Here is a 19,894-nt window from a genome sequence, read left to right as displayed (position 1 = left end):
TCAAGTTCTTTTAAATCCTCTTTTATATTGAATTTGCTTTGTCTTCCCATGCTTCAAAGATAATACAGCGACACTATATACTCAAATTGGTATTACAATTTAAAAATGGAAACAGTTACCCGACCAACTATGACGCACATTCTTACTGTGAGCGATAAAAATCTTTTTAATTCAAAAACTTCTGATCCATTACCTGTGAATTCCACAGACAACATCAGGAGATTCTTTGGGAAAAACGATACAATCAGGCTAAGTCAAATTCAATCCGGAGATTTAAACAGACTATTGAAAATTAACTACGGTATAAACATGGATGACAATATGGACACATCCGAATATTTTTCTTTAGAAATACCTTCAGAACGACTACCTCAACTTAAAAAATATTTGAAAAAAACTTATGGAATTCAAATCAGACAGAAAAGAGTAAAAAAAGAATTTTTGATCGTTAAACAACAAAAAAACTAAACTTCCATTTTTTACTTTTGTTACTTCGAATAAAACAATTAAAATGAGTGAATTTTGGAATAAAAGATATGCAGAAAATGAATATGCGTACGGTACGAATCCCAACGAATATTTTAAAAAAGAAATAGAAAAATTAAAACCCGGAAAAATCTTATTGCCAGGGGAAGGAGAAGGCAGAAATGCTGTTTTTGCTGCAAAAAAAGGTTGGGAAGTAAGCGCATTCGATAGCAGTAGCGAAGGAAAAAGGAAAGCGGATAAGCTGGCAAAAAAAAATAAAGTTGAAATTGACTATCAAGTTCTGGATTACGATTCAGCAAATTTCCAGCCGGACACTTACGATGCAATTGCATTGATATACACACACATGTCTCCAGAAAAAAGAAAAAAATACCACCAAAAATTGATTACATTTTTAAAACCCGGTGGAATTCTAATTTTGGAAGGATTTGCCAAAAAACAAATTGAAAACAACACCGGCGGCCCCAGAGATATTGGGATGTTATTTTCGAAAGAAGAACTGGAAAATGATTTCGGTTCACTGCAAAAACTCAAAATGAAAGAAATGGATATTTATTTTAAGGAAGGTATTTTTCATGATGGAAATGCATCAGTCATTCGTATTTTTGGAATGAAATAGTTATTTTCGGCATTCTAACACTTACAACTAAACCTTGAAAAAAATAATATTAACAACTTCGGTCATTGTTTTTACCCTAAACACCTTATTAGCACAAAACTTTATAAAAGCCATTCGCATTGAAACTCCGCCTGAAATTGACGGTTTTGTAAACGAAGAGGTCTGGAATCAGGCTTTTGCAGTTGATGAATTTTATCAAAGAGAGCCAAACGAAGGAGAAGCTGTAACCGAAAAAACAATTTTTTATACCTGTTACGATGAAAACAACATTTATTTTGCGGTGAAATGCTGGGACGATCCGGATAAAATTACAGCCAAAGAAATGGCCCGTGACGTGAGCCTGGGAAATGATGACCGTATTCAGATTATCCTGGACACATATCTCGACCGCAGAAACGGTTATTGGTTTCAAGTTGGGCCGCGAGGTTCTATTGGAGATGCCATTGTAAGTGAAAATGGAGCAGCATTTAACAAACAGTGGGATGGTTTATGGGAAGGCAAAGCCAAAATCCTTGATTACGGCTGGGAAGCAGAGCTTGCTATCCCGTTTAAAACCCTTGGTTTTGACAAAAATAACACGCAATGGGGAATTAAATTTATTCGAAACATCGTAAACAAACTGGAAACCGACTACTGGCCCGAAGCAAATCTAAACACCCATAAATTTCAGGTCTCAGATGCCGGCATTTTAGATGGGTTGGAGAATATTACACAGGGAATTGGCCTTGATATTTCACCCTATATCATTACGGGTCTGGACACAAAAAAAGGAGGAAAAAATGATCCAAAACTTACCGGTGGCGTTGACCTTTTTTACCAGATTACACCAAGCTTAAAATCATCATTAACCATTAATACCGATTTTGCTGAAACCGAAGTTGATGACCGCCAGATCAATCTTACCCGTTTTAGCCTTCACTTTCCTGAAAAAAGGGATTTCTTCCTGGACGGAGCCAATTATTTTCAATTTGGTATTGAAGGCGATCGGGAAAGTCCCGTGGCACAAAAAATTATTCCTTTTTTTTCGCGCCGTATGGGTTTAAATGAAAATGGTTCGCCAATTCCCATTAATGTAGGAGCAAAACTTACAGGACAGGTAGACAACTGGAACATTGGACTAATGCATATTAATGATGACAGGGAAACCGGAACAAACAATTTTTCGGTTGCACGTGTCACACGAAATTTAGGAAAACAATCGTCTGTTGGAGTTATCGGAACTTATGGAAACTCTGTTGGAGAAGAAAGCAATCTTCTTACAGGAGCCGATCTCAAACTGTCAACATCCACTTTTCAGGGAAATAAAAATGTTTCATTTTTTCTTTTTGGATTGAAATCAAACACCAAGAATGTGGAAGGTGCGGATGCAATCTGGGGCGCGCAATTTGTTTATCCCAACGACCTGATTAAAGCCAGGTTGGGATACCACGAAATTGGCAAAAACTTTATAGCCGGTATGGGATTTATTCCACGAACCAACATAAGAGAAAGCTATGGCGAACTTGAGTTTGGTCCCCGTCCAAACAAGTGGGGAATTATGCAAATTCAATTTGGAGGCAAATTTAGCTATATCACAAATCTTGAAACCCATGACCCTGAAACAAGGGAATTCAAAATTAAACCTTTAGGGCTTCGCTTTCTTTCCGGTGAAGAACTCAGCTATTCACTGATTAATCAGTACGAGATGCTTACTGAAGATTTTAATATTTTTGAAAATTTTGTGATTCCACAGGGAAAATATGAATGGTGGTACCATGTTTTTGAATTGGAAACCAAAGGAGCCAGAAATTTATGGGGAGAAGCAAGTTATGGTTTTGGCGACTTTTATACGGGCTACAGAAAAGATATAATTTTAGAGGCTAACTGGAAAGTTGCTGTACCCTTCTTTATTGGCGGGGCAATTACCAGAAACGAGGTAGATTTGCCGGATGGAAATTTTACAGCAAACATTTACCAGGTAAATGCTAACATTTTGTTTAGTCCCAACATTACTTTATACAATTACCTCCAGTATGACAATGCCAGTAAAAATATTGGATGGCAATCCCGCTTTCAGTGGATTTTAAAGCCGGGAAACGAGATTATCCTGGCCTGGAATTCAAATTTTTTAAAACCTGTTGACAAATTTTTTATGGACGAAAGCGCAATTCGCTTAAAATTGAAGTACAATATTCGATTTTAAACTTTATATTTGCTGAAGTTTTTATATTTCACCTGTTAGAATATAACAGACTCGAAAGAACAAAAATCAAAACTTGAAAAAATAATCAATTACAACTTTATTTGGATAATAACGTATACGAGGGTTACTTAGCCTCCTAAAAAGCACTTTTTATAAGACGTAAGAACAATAATAGACTAACAGACGTTTAAATAGAGAGTTTTAAAGGAGAATTTAGTAAAAAGAGAATTTAATTCTTGGTAAGTAGGTGGTAATTATTTATACTTGCACCCGAATTTCAAGAAATTCTCGTCCCCGCGTCATTTGTTCCAGATAGTTTATCAGCAATTTAGTTCACAAAAGGGAATAATTAAGTTTTAACAATGTACGATATTTTAGAATTAAACAAGAAACTCGTTCCAGAGTTACGTGAGATCGCGAAAGAGCTCAACATTAAAAGAGTTGAATCTTACAAAAAACAAGATCTGGTATACAAAATACTGGATACTCAAGCTATACAGGAGGCTGAGAAAAAAGAACAAAAGCCTTCAGGTAAAAGCCAAAACAAAGAAGAAAAATCAATAAAAAACATTTTGCGGAAGAAGCCCGAAAATAAAGAGGAAAAAGATTCGTCACAAAACGATAACCAAAGAGGGAAACGCCCTCGCCGCGAAAGAGTTGAACCGGTTGTAAAGCATGAGAAAGTAGCTCACGCAAAAAAGAAACAGGAGAAAAAAGATCCGCAGGTTCAATCCAGACAAGATCAAATAAAAGCAATAATTAAGGGTTTTAACCGAGAAAAAGGCCCTTCCAGCGAAATTGAACCGGAAAAAAAGGTAGAACAACAGCAAGAGCAACAGCAAAAACCACAGCAACCCAAACAGCAGGAACCCAAACAGCAGGAACAGAAACCGGAAGAGAAAAAATTCGAAGTAAAAGTTCAGAAAGACACAAATAAAAAAGAAGAGCCTCAAAAACAACCTCAAAAAACAAACGAGGCGAAATCAAAATCACAAGATCAATCGAAACAACAAAAACCTGAGAAAAAACAAAACAACGGTCACAACAATAGTTATCATAAAAATAAAGCATACGAATTTGAAGGTATTGTTACAAATACCGGTGTTTTGGAAATTCTTCAGGATGGTTACGGTTTTTTACGATCTTCGGATTATAACTATTTGAACTCGCCTGATGACATTTATGTATCGCAGTCACAAATCAAATTATTTGGATTAAAAACAGGCGACACGGTAAAAGGGACTATCCGTCCTCCCAAGGAAGGAGAAAAATATTTTCCGTTAATAAAAGTTTTGGAGATTAACGGAAGAAGCCCGGGGTATATCCGCGACAGAGTGCCGTTTGACCACCTTACTCCACTTTTTCCCGATGAAAAATTCGAACTGACAGGAAACGGGCATGACAATATTTCAACCCGAATTGTTGACATGTTTGCACCAATTGGAAAAGGGCAACGTGGATTAATTGTTGCTCAGCCCAAAACAGGTAAAACTGTTCTTTTAAAAGAAATCGCCAATGCAATTGCAGCCAATCACCCCGAAGTTTATATGATTGTTTTGCTTATTGATGAGCGTCCGGAAGAAGTTACAGATATGGCACGAAGCGTAAATGCAGAAGTGATCTCTTCAACATTTGATGAGCCCGCTGACAAACACGTAAAAGTGGCCAATATTGTTCTGGAAAAAGCAAAAAGGATGGTTGAATGCGGACACGATGTTGTAATTCTTCTCGACTCAATTACTCGTCTGGCCCGTGCATATAATACGGTACAACCAGCCTCTGGCAAAGTGCTTTCGGGAGGTGTGGATGCCAATGCTTTGCACAAACCGAAGCGTTTCTTTGGTGCAGCAAGAAATATCGAAGAAGGTGGTTCTTTAACCATTTTGTCTACTGCTCTTACTGAAACCGGTTCAAAAATGGATGATGTTATTTTTGAAGAATTTAAAGGAACCGGTAATATGGAGTTGCAACTCGACAGGAAACTTTCAAACAAACGAATTTTCCCTTCTGTAGATATTCCAACATCAAGCACACGAAGAGAAGATTTATTGTTGCCAAAACATGTATTAGACAAACTTTGGATATTGCGGAACTATCTTGGCGATATGAATTCACTGGAAGCGATGGAATTTATGAAAACCAGATTGATGCGTGCAAAATCGGTTGAAGAATTTTTAGCTTCAATGAACGACGGATAAAAAATAAAAATTCGAAAAAATATGTAAACAAAAGCAGGTGAATCGACCTGCTTTTTTATTTTCTCAGAATTAAAAATTAAATTTTATTAAAGCTTAAAAGTATTCTCCACTCAATTATCCTACTTTACTAAAAATACTCATATATTACCCTTTGTTTTATTTCTCATAAAAGCTTAAAAAAATCAACAACTGGTTTACTATTTTCAAAATCAGATTATTTTTACTAGTTATAAATTGCAGCAATTTTATATTTTTGCTATATACAGATTACAATACCAATAAAAATTGAAGTATTTTTGCCTAAAATTTTAACACTTGGAATATTTTCAACATACACATAAATCGTTACTGGAAAGCTCTAAAAAAACAATTAAAAGAGAGCTTACAAATAGTATTGAATGGAATAACCGATTGATAGCTATAAAAGGATTTCGAGGGGTTGGAAAAACCACATTTCTTCTTGACTACTTAAAAAAATATTTCGCGGACGATAATTCGACACTTTATATCAACCTCAATAACTTTTATTTTACAAAACGAAAAATCAGTTCGTTTGCCGATGAATTTACCAAAAGAGGAGGAAAAATTCTCTTGCTTGATCAAATTCAAAAGTACCCGGAGTGGTCATCCGATCTAAGGAAGTGTATTGATGATATACCCGACTTAAAAATTATTTTTACCAGTTCACCTGTATTAAGAATTGCAGAAGGTAATCCGGATTTAAACGGAATAGCAAAAATTTACCATTTGGAAGGTTTATCATTTCGGGAGTATCTAAATTACCAAACCGGGAGCAATTTCCATTTTTATTCTCTTGCTGAGATTATTGAAAATCACGTTGAAATTGCCAAGGAAATCGTGACTCAGATAAGACCGCTGGCTTATTTTGACGATTATTTAAAAACCGGATATTTCCCGTACTCAATTGACAACCCCAATTTTTACATGAACACGCTTCTTAAAAACGTTAATCTGGCACTGGAAATTGATGTACCGTATATCAACCAGATCGAACTGAAATATTTACCAAAACTAAGAAAACTGTTGCATATCATAGCCTCAGAAACTCCATTTACACCGAATGTTAGTAAATTGGCATCCGCAGTAAAAACTTCAAGGGCTACAATAATGAATTACCTTAAGTATTTAAAAAATGCAAAGCTGATTCAATTATTGTATTCAAATGGAGACGATGAGCAGATGAAAAAGCCGGATATGGTATACATGCATAATACAAATCTTTTGTATGCCATTTCACCGGACAATACTGATAATTTGAATTTAAGGCATACGTTCTTTTACAACCAGGTTGGATATAATAACAACCTAAAAAGTTCGGTAAAGGGAGATTTCTGTATCAATGGAAAATATCATTTTATTGTCGGAGGAAGAAAGTTAGAACCCACTTCCGATGTATACGCAGCATCTGATGTAATTGAGATTGGAGAAGGTAAAAAAATTCCTTTATGGCTTTTTGGCTTTTTGTATTGAAATAAACAAATAAATTAATATATCAATTAGAAGAATAAATCAACTTAAAAATGGCGAAACAAAAAAAATTCATCACATGTGACGGGAACTATGCAGCAGCATATATGAGTTACATGTTTAGCGAGGTAGCATGTATCTACCCCATCACGCCCTCGTCAACTATGGCAGAATATGTCGACGAGTGGGCGGCATTTGGAAAGAAAAATATGTTTGGACGCCCGGTGCGTTTAGCAGAAATGCAGAGCGAAGGTGGTGCTGCCGGTGCGGTTCACGGAGCACTTCAGTCTGGAGCGTTGACTTCAACATATACAGCTTCTCAGGGATTATTACTGATGATTCCGAACATGTACAAAATAGCTGGGGAATTATTACCAACTGTTTTCCACGTCAGTGCCCGTGCCCTTGCTGGTCATGCCCTTTCTATTTTTGGCGACCACAGTGATATTTACGCTGCCCGCCAAACCGGTTTTGCAATGATTGCTGCAGGCTCTGTTCAGGAAGAAATGGATTTAGCCGGCGTTGCTCACCTGTCTACAATAAAATCAAGAGTTCCTTTTCTGGCTTTCTTTGATGGTTTCAGAACTTCTCACGAAATCCAAAAAATCGAAGCCATTGAAATGGAAGATATGATTCCACTTGTTGATCAGGATGCATTACAGGAATTTCGCAATCGTGCGCTGAATCCTGAAAACCCGGTTACCCGCGGTACCGCGCAAAACCCTGACATTTTCTTTCAGGCCAAAGAATCGGCAAATAAATTTTACGACGCCGTTCCTGACATTGTAGCTGACTACATGAAAGAGGTTAGTAAAATTACAGGAAGAGAATACAAACCATTCACCTATTATGGTGATCCTGAAGCTGAAAATATTATCATTGCAATGGGATCGGTTACTGAAACAATTCGCGAAACAATCGATTATTTGACAGCCCAGGGTAAAAAAGTAGGTTTGGTTGTTGTTCATTTGTTCCGTCCTTTCTCAGCAAAATATTTTATGGATGCACTGCCAAAAACAGTAAAAAGAATTGCTGTTCTTGACCGTGCAAAAGAACCGGGAGCAGGCGGAGAACCGTTGTTCCTCGACATCAGATCTCATTTCTTCGGGAAAAAAAACGCACCGATAGTAGTTGGTGGTCGTTATGGCTTAGGTTCAAAAGATACTACACCATCACAAATTCTTTCTGTTTACGAGAACCTTGAAATGAACGAGCCCAAAGGTGATTTCACCATTGGTATTGTTGACGATGTTACCTTCAAATCGCTTCCTTTAAAACCAGAAATCAACATGACACCCAAAGGTACTTACCAGGCCAAATTTTATGGTTTGGGTTCTGATGGTACTGTGGGTGCAAATAAAAACTCAATCAAAATCATTGGTGATGCTACAGATAAATCCTGCCAGGGTTATTTCCAGTACGACTCGAAAAAATCAGGCGGTTTTACATGTTCACACCTTCGCTTCGGGGATAAACCAATCCGATCAACTTACCTTGTAACCACTCCTGACTTTGTTGCATGTCACGTTTCTGCTTACATCAATCTTTACGATGTATTAAAAGGACTGAAAAAAGGCGGTTCTTTCCTTCTAAACTCAATATGGGATGAAGAAGAAACCAAAGAACGTTTGCCCAATTCAATGAAAAAATACCTGGCCGAAAATGAAATTAATTTTTATATCATAAACGGTACGAAATTAGGAGAAGAAATTGGTTTGGGAACTCGCACCAACACCATTATGCAATCCGCTTTCTTTAAAATTACAGAAGTAATTCCTTATGAAATGGCAGTAGATGAAATGAAAAAAGCCATTGTTAAATCATACGGTAAAAAAGGCGAGCATATTGTTAACATGAACTATGCTGCAGTTGACGCAGGTGGTAAAAATGTGGTAAAAGTTGAGGTACCGACTGAATGGAAAGATATTGAAGTTGTTGAGGGCACAAACGGTGAATCAAAACGTCCTGAATATATCGCCAAAGTTGTAGACGTAATCAACGGACAACGAGGCGATGATCTTCCTGTTTCAACATTTGAAGGAGCAGAAGACGGAACATTCCCGATGGGAACAGCTGCATATGAAAAACGTGGAATAGCAGTTAATGTTCCCGAATGGCAAGCTGAAAACTGTATTCAGTGTAACCAGTGTGCTTATGTTTGTCCTCATGCAGCAATTCGTCCCTTCCTTTTAACAGAAGAAGAAACAGAAGCTGCTCCGGCAGGAACAGAGGTAAGGACTGCAACTCCGGCCAAAATGTTTAACGGACTAAACTTCCGCATTCAGGTAACGGTACTCGATTGTACTGGTTGCGGGAACTGTGCTGATGTTTGTCCATCAAAAGAAAAAGCACTGATTATGAAACCACTGGATACTCAACGTGGTGAAATAGAGCGTTGGGATTACATGGTTGATAAAGTCTCTCTGAAAGAAAAAGTAGTTGACAAAACAAAATCAGTTAAAAATTCACAATTTGCACAACCTCTGTTTGAATTCTCCGGTGCTTGTGCCGGATGTGGTGAAACTCCTTATGTAAAACTAATCACTCAGTTATACGGAGAGAGAATGATGGTGGCCAACGCAACGGGGTGTTCATCCATTTATGGTGGTTCTGCTCCTTCAACTCCATACTGCAAGCATAAAGATTCCGGACACGGTCCGGCTTGGGCCAACTCACTATTCGAAGACAATGCTGAATACGGTTTTGGTTTTGCTGAAGGTGTTCAGGCACAACGTGACCGCATTGAAGTGATTATGCAAACTGCTTTGGGTAACGGAGCCAGTGATGCGGAGAAAGAAGTATTTGCTGAGTGGATTGCCAACAAAGAAAATGCTAACGGTTCAGTTGTTGCATCTAAAAAAGTGTTAGAAGTTATTGAAGGCGGCAAAAGTGAATACGCTGTAGAAATTACCAAATTAAAACAGTACCTGGTCAAAAAATCAGTTTGGGTATTTGGTGGCGACGGATGGGCGTATGACATTGGTTATGGTGGTCTCGACCATGTTATGGCAAGTGGACAGGATATCAATGTTTTGGTAATGGACACCGAGGTATACTCAAATACAGGTGGGCAGTCATCAAAAGCAACACCGGTTGGAGCTGTCGCTAAATTTGCTGCATCAGGTAAAAAAATACGTAAAAAAGACCTTGGCGCAATGATGATGTCTTACGGATATGTTTATGTTGCTCAGGTGGCTATGGGAGCGAACCAGGCACAATATTTCAAAGCTTTAAAAGAAGCAGAGGCTTATCCGGGACCGTCAATCATAATTGCATACTCTCCGTGTATTAACCACGGTTTACGAGGCAGCATGGGACGCAGCCAGGATGAAGAGAAAAAAGCAGTTGCTTCAGGATACTGGCACCTGTTCCGTTATAATCCGCTTTTGGAAGAAGAAGGTAAAAATCCTTTCCAGTTGGATTCAAAAGAACCTGAATGGAGCAAATTCCAGGAATTCCTGAATGGTGAAGTTCGGTATACTTCGTTGAAAAAATCGTTCCCTGCCGAAGCTGATGAACTGTTTACTGCAGCAGAGGATAATGCAAAATGGCGATATAATTCATATAAAAGATTAGCAGCCATGGATTTTTCAAAGGCTGAAGAATAAAATCATGCTCTTATAAAAACAAAACCGTTCTGTCTCTCGGCTGAACGGTTTTTTTTATTCCAGAATATTCATCTGTTGCAGGATAGTTCTGGTAATTTCTTTTCTACATCTACCAAAATCAGGATTTATCATTTCTCTGTCTTTTATAAGCCTGGTGGCAAAAAAATAAACATTATTTTCTCTTTCAACATAACCAACCCACCAGCCGGTATCTTTCCCTCCGTCTCTTGTCCATCCGGTTTTTGCTCTCAAAATATATGAGTTGGTCTTTTCTTCCACCATTATCTCTTTAAGTGTTTTGAACGATTTCCTTGAAAACGGCAGCGATTCCTCATAAATACTAACCAATACTTCGATTTGATTTACCGGGGAAATACCAAGATGCCCAAAGTTCCAGAAATCATCATCATCAGTGGAAAGGTCTGCATTTCCATAGTTACAGTTGCTTAAATATTCTTTGTATTTCTTTTTCCCGACCTTTTTTGACAACTCCAGATAAACCCAAACCGCCGACAGTTTATAGGCTTCTTTCAAACTCATATCCCGGTAAATATCCGGACGGTAACCATACGTTAAGGTGTCAGGGTCACCGGGCCATTTAATAATATCGTTTTCACTTTTAACAAGTCCCTCTTCCAAAAGGATAAGCGAATTTAAAATTTTAAAAGTTGAAGCAGGCAGTGTTTGACAATGACTGTCATTTATGTCGCTTGAAATCCATTTGTGCGCATTATAATCGTAAATGGTTATGCTGCCTTCAACGTTACAGTCTTTAAAAGGTTGCATCAAATCATTTTGGCTACAAACTAAAAAAGACTGAAAACAAAAAAAGACAAACAATATAACTTTCATATATAGAAATTATAAATTCAGCAAAACTCTTTTATAGTCCTAAATCATCATATAATCACAGTTTAATTCCACATCGTCAACAACAGCACCCAACTTTTTATAAAAACCAATGGCACTTTTATTCCACTTCGACACCTGCCAGTGTACTCTTTTACAATTTTCCTGCTTTGCTTTTTGAATGACTGAATTGATTAGTTTTTGTCCTAATCCGTTACCCCGATATTCCGGTTTCACATACAAATCATCCATATAAACCGATTTGCCAATCCATGTAAAATAAGCAAAAAACCAGGTAGCGTATCCGGCAATAGTTCCCGAAGCTGTCTCGACCATAAAACCGTTCAAAAATTCAGCTTCCTTTTCCATTTCAGCAACAGAATTAACCATTCTCTCAGGCGTTTGCTGAAATGTTGCAAACTCTTTAAACATCTCAATTAAATCCGAATAATCACTTTTCCTGACAGGTCGTATTTTAAACTCCATCGATATGCATTTAAAAATTAAATTTCGAAAATAACTAAATTCAAACAATAAAACATTTTATTGTTTGCCGTTTGCGGCGGGCAACTGAGGAAAATCATTTCCTTCAAAGACGGCAGAAATTCGAAACCTGTATTTCTACTTTTTTAATTGCTCAATTTTCTTTTTAAAAGCAATATCCCCGCTTAATTCATACGCTTTTCGCAGGCTCTCCTCAGCACGTTTAGAATCGTTTTGTGAAATATAAAAATCGGCCATGGAATCAAAGGCATTCACACTCCAGGGGTAATATTTCACCTGCAGCCCGAAAAATAGTTTTGCTTTCTCTGGTTGTCCCGTTTGCAGAAACATATATCCTCCCATATTTAACATCTCTTCATCGGCTGGTGGAACCGGATATCCAAAATGTTTGCTCAAAACTTCAGCGCGTTCAGTTATGTGTCTTTCCAATACCTCAGGCAATGTTTCCGGATTGTTGTATACATTGGCATCTTTTAACTGATACCAGTCGAAGAGCCACCTCATTCCTTCAAGCATCGAAGGCAGCGGTACTGTAGCATGAATATCATCAGGATAATATTTCCACAAAAAATTTAAATGGTTGTTCTCTTTTACCTGTTCAGCTGCTTTTATAAACAGCAATTTGGAACGGGAAACCAATGAGCTTTCCGAATTGTTTCCCAATACCTCTTCAATTGTTGCATTTTCATTTTCCCTGTCGAGTGGGCTGGCCAGGCTGACAAAAAGAGATTTGCCGGCAAAACCCTGCGTCTTTAATCTTGTAATCGCCTCGTTCATAAATTTTTGATTATCCCAATCCAAACTCGGGTCAATGGCAATATAGTTTCTAAAAGACTGTGGATGGTTTACCAGCATATTTATGGTAAACAATCCACCATACGAATGCCCGATAAGCGTTCGGTAATTTGTAACCGGGTATTTTCGCTCCACAAAAGGAATCAGTTCTTTTTCCATAAATTCAGCAAAGTGTTTTGCTCCTCCACTTTTCATATTTGGATTTCCTATATCGGAAGTTGTCAAATCTTTTGTACGATTGAATTGATTGGATACACCTACCAAAATCATTTTCGGCAAATAATTTCCCCAGTAATATTCATAAACTGCAACCAGTGCACTCAACTGAACACCTCCGTCAAGAATATATACTACAGGATATTTCAGGTTTGGATTAAGCTTGCCGCCATTCGGCAAATGCACCCAAATATCCCGGTTCTCGTCAAGAATTTCAGAATAAACGCTGTCTTTAATGCCAATTTTATAGAGATAGCCTTTATCTGCATTTTGTGCCAAAATACGATTACAAAGAAAAGTAAGCAAAACAAGAATTATTACATAAGACTTCATGTCAACAGATTTTAATGGTTAAGAATTGTGAAAACTATTTAAATCGAAAAACAGAAGAATTCCTTCATTATTCTGCAATCGGCTCAAGGTAGGCAGGTAATTTATACACTGATTTTTTCTGCGCTTTGTTCATCCTGTTGTAAATATCCATCAGGCTGTCGTACCGGGCTTTTGTCTCAATAGGAACAATAATACCCTTTTTCAGTTCTTCGTCATCCATCGTTCCCGTTCGAAGAACTTCTTCCATATTGGCTGTCGAGCGCCAGTATTTTAACATTTCCTCCCCGGATACTCCCGGATTATCAGAGCAGGCAATCAAAATCAAAATAAATAAGGGAATAACCATGCTCTGTTTAATGCTGTGAATTTTTTCCTTCTGTTTTCGCATCATCTTTAGTCGCTTTTTAGTGACCGAGAAATTAAAACCACAGGACAACGGAGTTTTGGAAGCATCAAGATAGTCAATTAACAGACCTTGATAATATTTTATATTATTGTGTGAGTGAACCACCGAATTATCAGCCAAAAACTCATGATTAAGTTGCATCGCCCGTTTATATATTATCAACATCGGATTTACCCAAATAAAATTTTTCACCAATTCAATAAAAAAAATATCGATGGTATGAAGCTGGGTTACATGAGCCAACTCATGTTTTAATATTTCGGGAGGAATAGAATCGTATTGCTCTTTCCTGATAAAAATATATTTTAGAAATGAATACGGAGTTATTTTTTGATCGGTCAGAACCACTACAGCATGTTCAAGCGTCAGTCTCTCATGTTTTCTGATTTTCCGGATAAAATCAAAAATATGAACTCCAAACCGAAGAAAGAACAGGCTGGTAATTATCCAGTAAACTAATACCAAAAGCGAAACCTGATGATTATAATTTGTGGGGATATAAACCGGCATTTCGTTAATTATCTGTTTCACGTCCCTTGAGGCACCAAAAGAAATCAGAGGCACAATCAATGAAAACAATAAGCCGCCAAGCAAATAAAAGCGGTTAAAGTTGTATGACTTTTCTTTTTCCAGAAGAAGTTTATAAAAGCCCAGAATGAGAGCCAATGCCAGGCTAAACCTTAGGACATACAAAATCATTTTTTTTCATTGTTTAATTTATCATCAATCATATTCCGTAATTCCAACAACTCTTCTCTGCTCAATGTCATGTTATTGGTAAAAAAAGAAGCAAACCGTGCCGATGACCCCTGGAAAAATGTTTTAATCATATTTTGAAGATACGACGATGAGTAGTCCTTTTTTTGGAGAATAGGATAATATTCTCTTAAATTTCCATGGAGGTTATAAGCAATAGCACCTTTATTGCTTAGCCGTTTTAGTATAGTTGCCAGTGTTGTCGCCGCCGGTTTTGGTTCCGGATAAGCGTCCAACAGATCTTTCATGTACACTTTTTCAGCCTGCCAGATAAAATTCATCAACTGTTCTTCTTTTTGAGATAATTTCATAATCCAGAATTCTAAAAACCAAGAATTGATTCTACAAATATAGAATTACATTCTGATTCTACAAACATAGAACACATTTATTTTACCCGTCATCAAATCAATTCGTGGCAGCTTTAAATAAAATCTTCTTTCTGTTGGCCAATTTTTGTACCTTCGGATAGATAAAAACAGAATAATGAAAAAGTTTCTACTCCTCTCTGTTTCGCTATGGATTTTCATCCTGGGATTCGCTCAGAAAAAAAAGCCAGATGTTGCCCTAATTATGAACGATCCGAAATTACTTGAAGTTATTCCCAAGCAATTAGACGTCGAAATACTGGGAGAAGGCTTTGAATGGGCAGAGGGACCGCTTTGGCTGGCCGGCCAGCAGAAATTGCTTTTTTCAGACATTCCTCAAAATACAGTTTTTGAATGGACGGAAAAAAGCGGTATAAAATCTTATCTGAAACCTTCGGGTTATACCGGAACGCAACATCTCAGTGGTGAACCGGGCTCCAATGGGTTGCTTTTGAGTCCCGATGGCAAACTGGTGCTTTGTCAGCACGGTGACCGGAAAGTGGCAAAAATGAATGCGGATTTAAATAATCCCAAACCTGATTTTACGGCATTAGCCGATAACTATAAGGGTAAAAAATTAAACAGTCCTAACGATGCAGTCTTTCACAAAAACGGTGAACTATATTTTACCGATCCTCCCTATGGTTTGGAGCTTTTGACTGATGATCCTAAAAAAGAACTGGATTTTCAGGGAGTGTACAAAACCGATAGAAACGGAAATACAATATTGCTCACCAAAGAACTGTCGAGACCAAACGGAATTGCATTTTCAAACGACTATAAAAAGTTGTACGTGGCAAACTCCGATCCGAAAAATGCAATTTGGATGGTTTATGATGTGGATAAGAATGGTGGTTTGACAAATGGTAAAATATTCTTTGATGTTACCGATCAAGATACAGCAGAAAATGGAAACCCTGATGGATTAAAAGTACATAAAAACGGATGGATTTTTGCAACCGGCCCTAAAGGAGTGTGGATTTTCACCCCGGAAGGAAAACATCTTGGAACTATCATCACGGGAGAGAAAACAGCAAATTGTACTTTCAACAAAGATTATTCTGTGCTGTTTTTAACGGCCGATGATTATTTGCTGCAAATAAAACTCAAACCCAATTAGCATGGTCTGGCTACTGTTTGTTTTCAGTTATATTGCATTCTGTTTTCTTCTCTACACATTAATCAGTCTTAAAAAGTTGGGAATAAAAATTTACCATGCCCGCGTAATTGTTGAGTTGTTGTTTTGTATTGGTTTTGCTGTTGCAGGATTTATTTTTTTGAAATAAACAAGGTAAACCGGTTTATCTGAAAAACCAGTCAATGATTTTTGTTTTTCACATTCTGCTAAAAAGACAAAAACCTCAATTTGTTTTCCACGTATTTTCTATTTTAACGGAAGAATACACCAGTAAATCGTTTACATTTACAGCGTAGCCGTCAACAGGATTTTTCAGGCTAATTTTCACCACATGTTTTCCTTCCGGCAACTGGTATTTCCAGGCCACTTCGTGCCGGCGTTTTGCAAAGCCGGTCGGCATCAGGAAACTTTCACTTTCCCCTCCATCAATGCTCATTTCGAGTTCTAAATTCAGGTCTTCATATTCATTTTGTTTTTGCGCTGAACCTGTTAAAACAAAACCATTTCCTGTAAATTCCACTTCAAACTCCGAATTGTCTTTGGTCAGGCGCTCTCCGATTCCATTTCTTTCAACCGGAAAATGATTTTCAAAACCAACTTCCATAGCTACCGCTTGAATTTCCTGAACTGCCAAAGTGATATTTTCTCCTTTAACTTTACCTCCATTTTCAGAAATAACCTGCAAGGCATGTTTTAAACCGATTTCATACACATCGTTTAATGACATTGTGGTGTATTTGAAATCCATACTCTCCACAGGATAAACTCCTCTTTTCCAAAACTCCGGGATTTCTGAATAGCCAAGCATTGTTCCCAGTATTCCACCTGCACTCGCAGGATTACAATCTGAATCCTGACCGCAACGCGTTGATATTTCCAGTGTTTTTGAGTAGTCGCCTTCGCCATAAAGCAAACCAATAACAATGTAGGCTGCATTTATTTTGGCATCGATATTAAAATTTCGAAAAACTCCGTCAGGACAGCCAATATCAGCCGACCATTTTCGTTCTACCTCAAACCAGGTCTGTTTCCAGTCGTTCGGATATTCATTGTGCCATTGAATAACGTCATGTATACATTGATAAAACTGAGATTCTTCAGGAATAGCTTTTAAGGCCTCAGTTACAATATAGTTCACATCGTTTAAAACAAAAGCCAGTGAATACATGCCAGCTACGTATACACCTCCGTACCAGCCATCTCCGTAATTCATAATGTGCCCTACTTTATCGCATATCTCTGAAGCGGTGTTTACCATTCCCGGAGCCATTAATCCGGCAAAATCGGCTTCTATCTGAAAATCGATATCATCGGCGTGCGGATTATTTTCCCAATAACCCGACTCAGGTGGCATTATCCCGTTAAGAATATTGTAACGGGCTGCCTGGTTTGCATGCCAAAGTCGGTAATCAGCGTGGGCAAACGCAAGTGCATGAGAAGCAGCCGGCGCATCCAATCCCTCTTTTTCAAAAACTTCTACAAATGTGAGATCCATATAAACATCATCGTATAAACCAGGAGAATTTTTATAATACCACAAGCAACGATTTTCATCCCATGGAATGGGCTGGTAATCATTAATCATGGTGCCATTGTACCGAAACTCAGTTGGTCCGCCAAAGGTGCAACCAATTACCTGCCCGGCCCAGCCGCCTTTAATCTTATCCTGAAGTTCTGCTTTGGTAAGCTTTGTTTTAAGCTCCTTTTTCGTTACAGATTTTGAAAAACCTTGAGTGCATTCGCCCAGTAATAGAACCGTGAAAAACAAAATCAGTGTTTTCATATTTAGTCAGCATTTTAGTTTAGTTAAAATATTTTTCCCAATGAAGAAGTTTTATCTGATCCTCTTTGAATAAAAACCATTTCTTCCATGCGGCATTTCGCACCAAATAGAAAATTTTATCGGATTTCTATTTTCCGGATAATGCTTTCCGTTATGATGTAAAAATTCAGTTTGCCATATCGTATACTTTTCTCCCATTTGCAGATTGATATCTCTCAATTTATAATACTCATCTATTGAAATATCTGTATGAACGAAATCGAGGGTATCTTGGTTTTCAATTGTAAATTTCTTATCCGAATAGTTTACAGAGGCTTTCGAAGGAACAATGGCTACCTCATTCTCTTTTCTTAAAAACAGAAAAGCAACTACTGTAAAAAACAAAAGAACAGTAACAATTAAATACACACGTTTTCTTTTCATAAACAAACAAATTTCCCAGCGATCTAGTTAACTAGAATCAGAACAAAAACTGAAAACTGTGACAGAAAACTGAGGCAAAAAAACGGCTACTCCAATTTTTTCGCCTCCTCCCAAATCACATCCATTTCAGCCAAACTCATATCGTGCAGATTCTTCCCTTTCTGCAGGGTTTCGCTTTCTAAATAATTAAACCGTTTTATAAACTTCAGATTGGTACGTTCCAATGCAGCCTCCGGATCAACACCGTAGAGTCTGGCGGCGTTTACCATGGCAAAAAATAAATCGCCAAATTCCGCCTCAATTTTATCTTTATCCACTTGTTCAATCTCAAAACTCAACTCATTCACCTCTTCTTTTACTTTCTCCCAAACCTGTTCCTTATATTCCCAATCAAAACCCACACCACTGGCTTTTTCCTGAATCCGGTTGGCTTTTACCAGTGCTGGCATCGCCGCGGGCACACCTTCCAGCACACGTTTATTTCCCCCTTTTTCTTTTAATTTTAAAGCCTCCCAGTTTTCCTCAACTTTTCGTACAGAACCTTCAACATCAACTTCTCCAAAAACATGTGGATGGCGATAAATCAGCTTTTTATTGATTCCCTGAAGTACGTCGCCAATATCAAAAGCTCCTTTTTCCGAACCAATTTTAGCATAAAAAACAATATGCAACATCAAATCACCCAATTCCTTTTTTATTTCCTGCAAATCATTTTTTAAAATGGCATCAGCCAATTCGTAGGTTTCTTCAATCGTATTCTTTCTAAGCGATTCAAGGGTTTGTTTCCTGTCCCAGGGGCATTTTTCCCGCAACTCATCCATTATATCCAACAACTCTTTAAAAGCTTCTGTCTTTTTTTCCATATTCTTTCAAAATTATTAAAAATACACCGATTTTTTTGAACCTTTTCAAATTTGCGTGTACACTCATTTACAACACGGAAATACAAAAGCTAAAGATGGAAATATTTGACCGGAAAAGGAGCATTCTTTTAATTATCGTTTTATTAATATTATTAACCGGTTATTTTTTAATGGCAGGTCCCGGGCCTGACAGTAGCAATTTCGCTACTGAAATTTACAGTTTTAGAAGGATTACACTGGCGCCGGTAATCATTCTGCTGTCATACGGAGGAATTATTTTCTTAATTTTAAAACGGAAATGATTTTTATAAAACGGAACTCAGGCGATTTTACTGACGAGGCACTGATGAAATTTATTGGCGCTGGTGATCGTGCAGCTTTCGATGAACTTTATAATCGTTACCATAATCGTTTATTTTATTATTTCTATCGAATGTTGGGTAACTGTGAAGAAACGGCAAACGATTTTTTACAGGATATTTTTCTTAAAATAATCGATAAACCCCAACTTTTCAATCCGGATTATTCGTTCAAAAAATGGATTTTTTCGGTGGCGCACAACATGTGTAAAAATGAATACCGAAAACGCGAAAACCACAAAACAATATTACAGGACATTATTCCTGAAAACATAAAAGATGAAATAAATCCCGACAGGGAAGATAAAAGTCGTTGGATTGAGATTGCATTTCGCGAGATGGAGGGGCTTTCCGAAAAATCAAGAGAGATACTTGTGTTGAAATACCGCGAAAACTTTAGTCTGGATGAAATATCAGAAATCCTTTCTCTTCCGAAAGGAACAGTAAAATCGAGGCTTTTTTATGCGCGAAATGAATTGACCAAACTTGTGAAATACATCCAAAACATGGAGGATTAAAA

At 37.5% G+C, this 19,894-nt stretch carries 17 protein-coding genes; 9 read left to right on the top strand and 8 right to left on the bottom strand.

The features are described from left to right. Positions 1 to 105: 105 nt before the first annotated feature. The 6 genes from K5G00_RS14285 to nifJ all read left to right on the top strand — a co-directional run bounded on the left by K5G00_RS14285 (position 106) and on the right by nifJ (position 10,581). On the top strand, positions 106 to 468 hold the full coding sequence (locus K5G00_RS14285; protein WP_238766855.1) for a hypothetical protein: 363 nt from the start codon (positions 106 to 108) through the stop codon (positions 466 to 468). A 43-nt stretch (positions 469 to 511) separates the two neighbouring features. After that, the gene (locus tag K5G00_RS14280) at positions 512 to 1,105 is read left to right on the top strand and encodes a class I SAM-dependent methyltransferase (protein WP_238766854.1); all 594 of its coding nucleotides are present in this window, start codon (positions 512 to 514) and stop codon (positions 1,103 to 1,105) included. 34 nt (positions 1,106 to 1,139) lie between these two features. Beyond that, entirely contained in the window at positions 1,140 to 3,287 is a 2,148-nt protein-coding gene (locus K5G00_RS14275) for a carbohydrate binding family 9 domain-containing protein (RefSeq protein ID WP_238766853.1), read from the top strand. A 362-nt stretch (positions 3,288 to 3,649) separates the two neighbouring features. Then, positions 3,650 to 5,485: a transcription termination factor Rho gene (rho, locus tag K5G00_RS14270; protein ID WP_238766852.1), complete on the top strand. Its 1,836-nt coding sequence runs from the start codon at positions 3,650 to 3,652 to the stop codon at positions 5,483 to 5,485. 315 nt (positions 5,486 to 5,800) lie between these two features. Beyond that, positions 5,801 to 6,976 carry an ATP-binding protein gene (locus K5G00_RS14265; RefSeq protein WP_238766851.1) on the top strand — a complete coding sequence of 392 codons (1,176 nt, stop codon included), beginning with the start codon at positions 5,801 to 5,803 and terminating at the stop codon, positions 6,974 to 6,976. A gap of 50 nt (positions 6,977 to 7,026) precedes the next feature. Continuing rightward, positions 7,027 to 10,581, top strand: a complete 3,555-nt coding sequence (nifJ, locus tag K5G00_RS14260) for a pyruvate:ferredoxin (flavodoxin) oxidoreductase (protein ID WP_238766850.1) — start codon at positions 7,027 to 7,029, stop codon at positions 10,579 to 10,581. Positions 10,582 to 10,635: 54 nt separating this feature from the next. Here nifJ and K5G00_RS14255 read toward each other — a convergent pair whose 3' ends face one another. The 5 genes from K5G00_RS14255 to K5G00_RS14235 form a co-directional block, all read right to left on the bottom strand. Continuing rightward, on the bottom strand, positions 10,636 to 11,367 hold the full coding sequence (locus K5G00_RS14255; RefSeq protein ID WP_238766849.1) for a penicillin-binding transpeptidase domain-containing protein: 732 nt from the start codon (positions 11,365 to 11,367) through the stop codon (positions 10,636 to 10,638). A gap of 105 nt (positions 11,368 to 11,472) precedes the next feature. Continuing rightward, the gene (locus tag K5G00_RS14250) at positions 11,473 to 11,916 is read right to left on the bottom strand and encodes a GNAT family N-acetyltransferase (RefSeq protein WP_238766848.1); all 444 of its coding nucleotides are present in this window, start codon (positions 11,914 to 11,916) and stop codon (positions 11,473 to 11,475) included. A gap of 135 nt (positions 11,917 to 12,051) precedes the next feature. Then, positions 12,052 to 13,278: an alpha/beta hydrolase-fold protein gene (locus tag K5G00_RS14245; protein WP_238766847.1), complete on the bottom strand. Its 1,227-nt coding sequence runs from the start codon at positions 13,276 to 13,278 to the stop codon at positions 12,052 to 12,054. A gap of 67 nt (positions 13,279 to 13,345) precedes the next feature. Further along, entirely contained in the window at positions 13,346 to 14,383 is a 1,038-nt protein-coding gene (locus K5G00_RS14240; RefSeq protein ID WP_238766846.1) for a M56 family metallopeptidase, read from the bottom strand. Continuing rightward, positions 14,380 to 14,751 (bottom strand): BlaI/MecI/CopY family transcriptional regulator, encoded by a 372-nt coding sequence (locus tag K5G00_RS14235; RefSeq protein WP_238766845.1) that lies wholly within the window; start codon positions 14,749 to 14,751, stop codon positions 14,380 to 14,382. Before K5G00_RS14235 ends, K5G00_RS14240 begins: the two co-directional genes overlap by 4 nt. A gap of 175 nt (positions 14,752 to 14,926) precedes the next feature. On the opposite strand from K5G00_RS14235, the gene K5G00_RS14230 reads away from it, so the two are divergent. Continuing rightward, positions 14,927 to 15,928, top strand: coding sequence for an SMP-30/gluconolactonase/LRE family protein (locus K5G00_RS14230; RefSeq protein ID WP_238766844.1), 1,002 nt, complete (start codon positions 14,927 to 14,929; stop codon positions 15,926 to 15,928). A gap of 241 nt (positions 15,929 to 16,169) precedes the next feature. Here K5G00_RS14230 and K5G00_RS14225 read toward each other — a convergent pair whose 3' ends face one another. The 3 genes from K5G00_RS14225 to mazG form a co-directional block, all read right to left on the bottom strand. Beyond that, positions 16,170 to 17,729, bottom strand: coding sequence for an ADP-ribosylglycohydrolase family protein (locus K5G00_RS14225; RefSeq protein WP_238766843.1), 1,560 nt, complete (start codon positions 17,727 to 17,729; stop codon positions 16,170 to 16,172). A 51-nt stretch (positions 17,730 to 17,780) separates the two neighbouring features. Beyond that, positions 17,781 to 18,152, bottom strand: a complete 372-nt coding sequence (locus tag K5G00_RS14220) for a hypothetical protein (RefSeq protein ID WP_238766842.1) — start codon at positions 18,150 to 18,152, stop codon at positions 17,781 to 17,783. An 86-nt stretch (positions 18,153 to 18,238) separates the two neighbouring features. Next, on the bottom strand, positions 18,239 to 19,015 hold the full coding sequence (gene mazG / locus K5G00_RS14215; RefSeq protein ID WP_238766841.1) for a nucleoside triphosphate pyrophosphohydrolase: 777 nt from the start codon (positions 19,013 to 19,015) through the stop codon (positions 18,239 to 18,241). Positions 19,016 to 19,110: 95 nt separating this feature from the next. Here mazG and K5G00_RS30190 point away from each other — a divergent pair, with 95 nt between their 5' ends. Then, a complete protein-coding gene (locus K5G00_RS30190) occupies positions 19,111 to 19,317 on the top strand; it encodes a DUF3098 domain-containing protein (RefSeq protein WP_394800864.1) in 207 nt (68 codons plus the stop codon). Continuing rightward, a complete protein-coding gene (locus tag K5G00_RS14210; protein ID WP_238766840.1) occupies positions 19,314 to 19,892 on the top strand; it encodes an RNA polymerase sigma factor in 579 nt (192 codons plus the stop codon). Before K5G00_RS30190 ends, K5G00_RS14210 begins: the two co-directional genes overlap by 4 nt. Positions 19,893 to 19,894: the final 2 nt, after the last annotated feature.

Origin of the sequence: Maribellus maritimus, assembly GCF_022267315.1 — a bacterium.
GTDB lineage: Bacteria > Bacteroidota > Bacteroidia > Bacteroidales > Prolixibacteraceae > Draconibacterium > Draconibacterium maritimum.
Note: the sequence above shows the minus strand (reverse complement) of the source record. Positions and strands in the feature narration are given on the sequence as shown.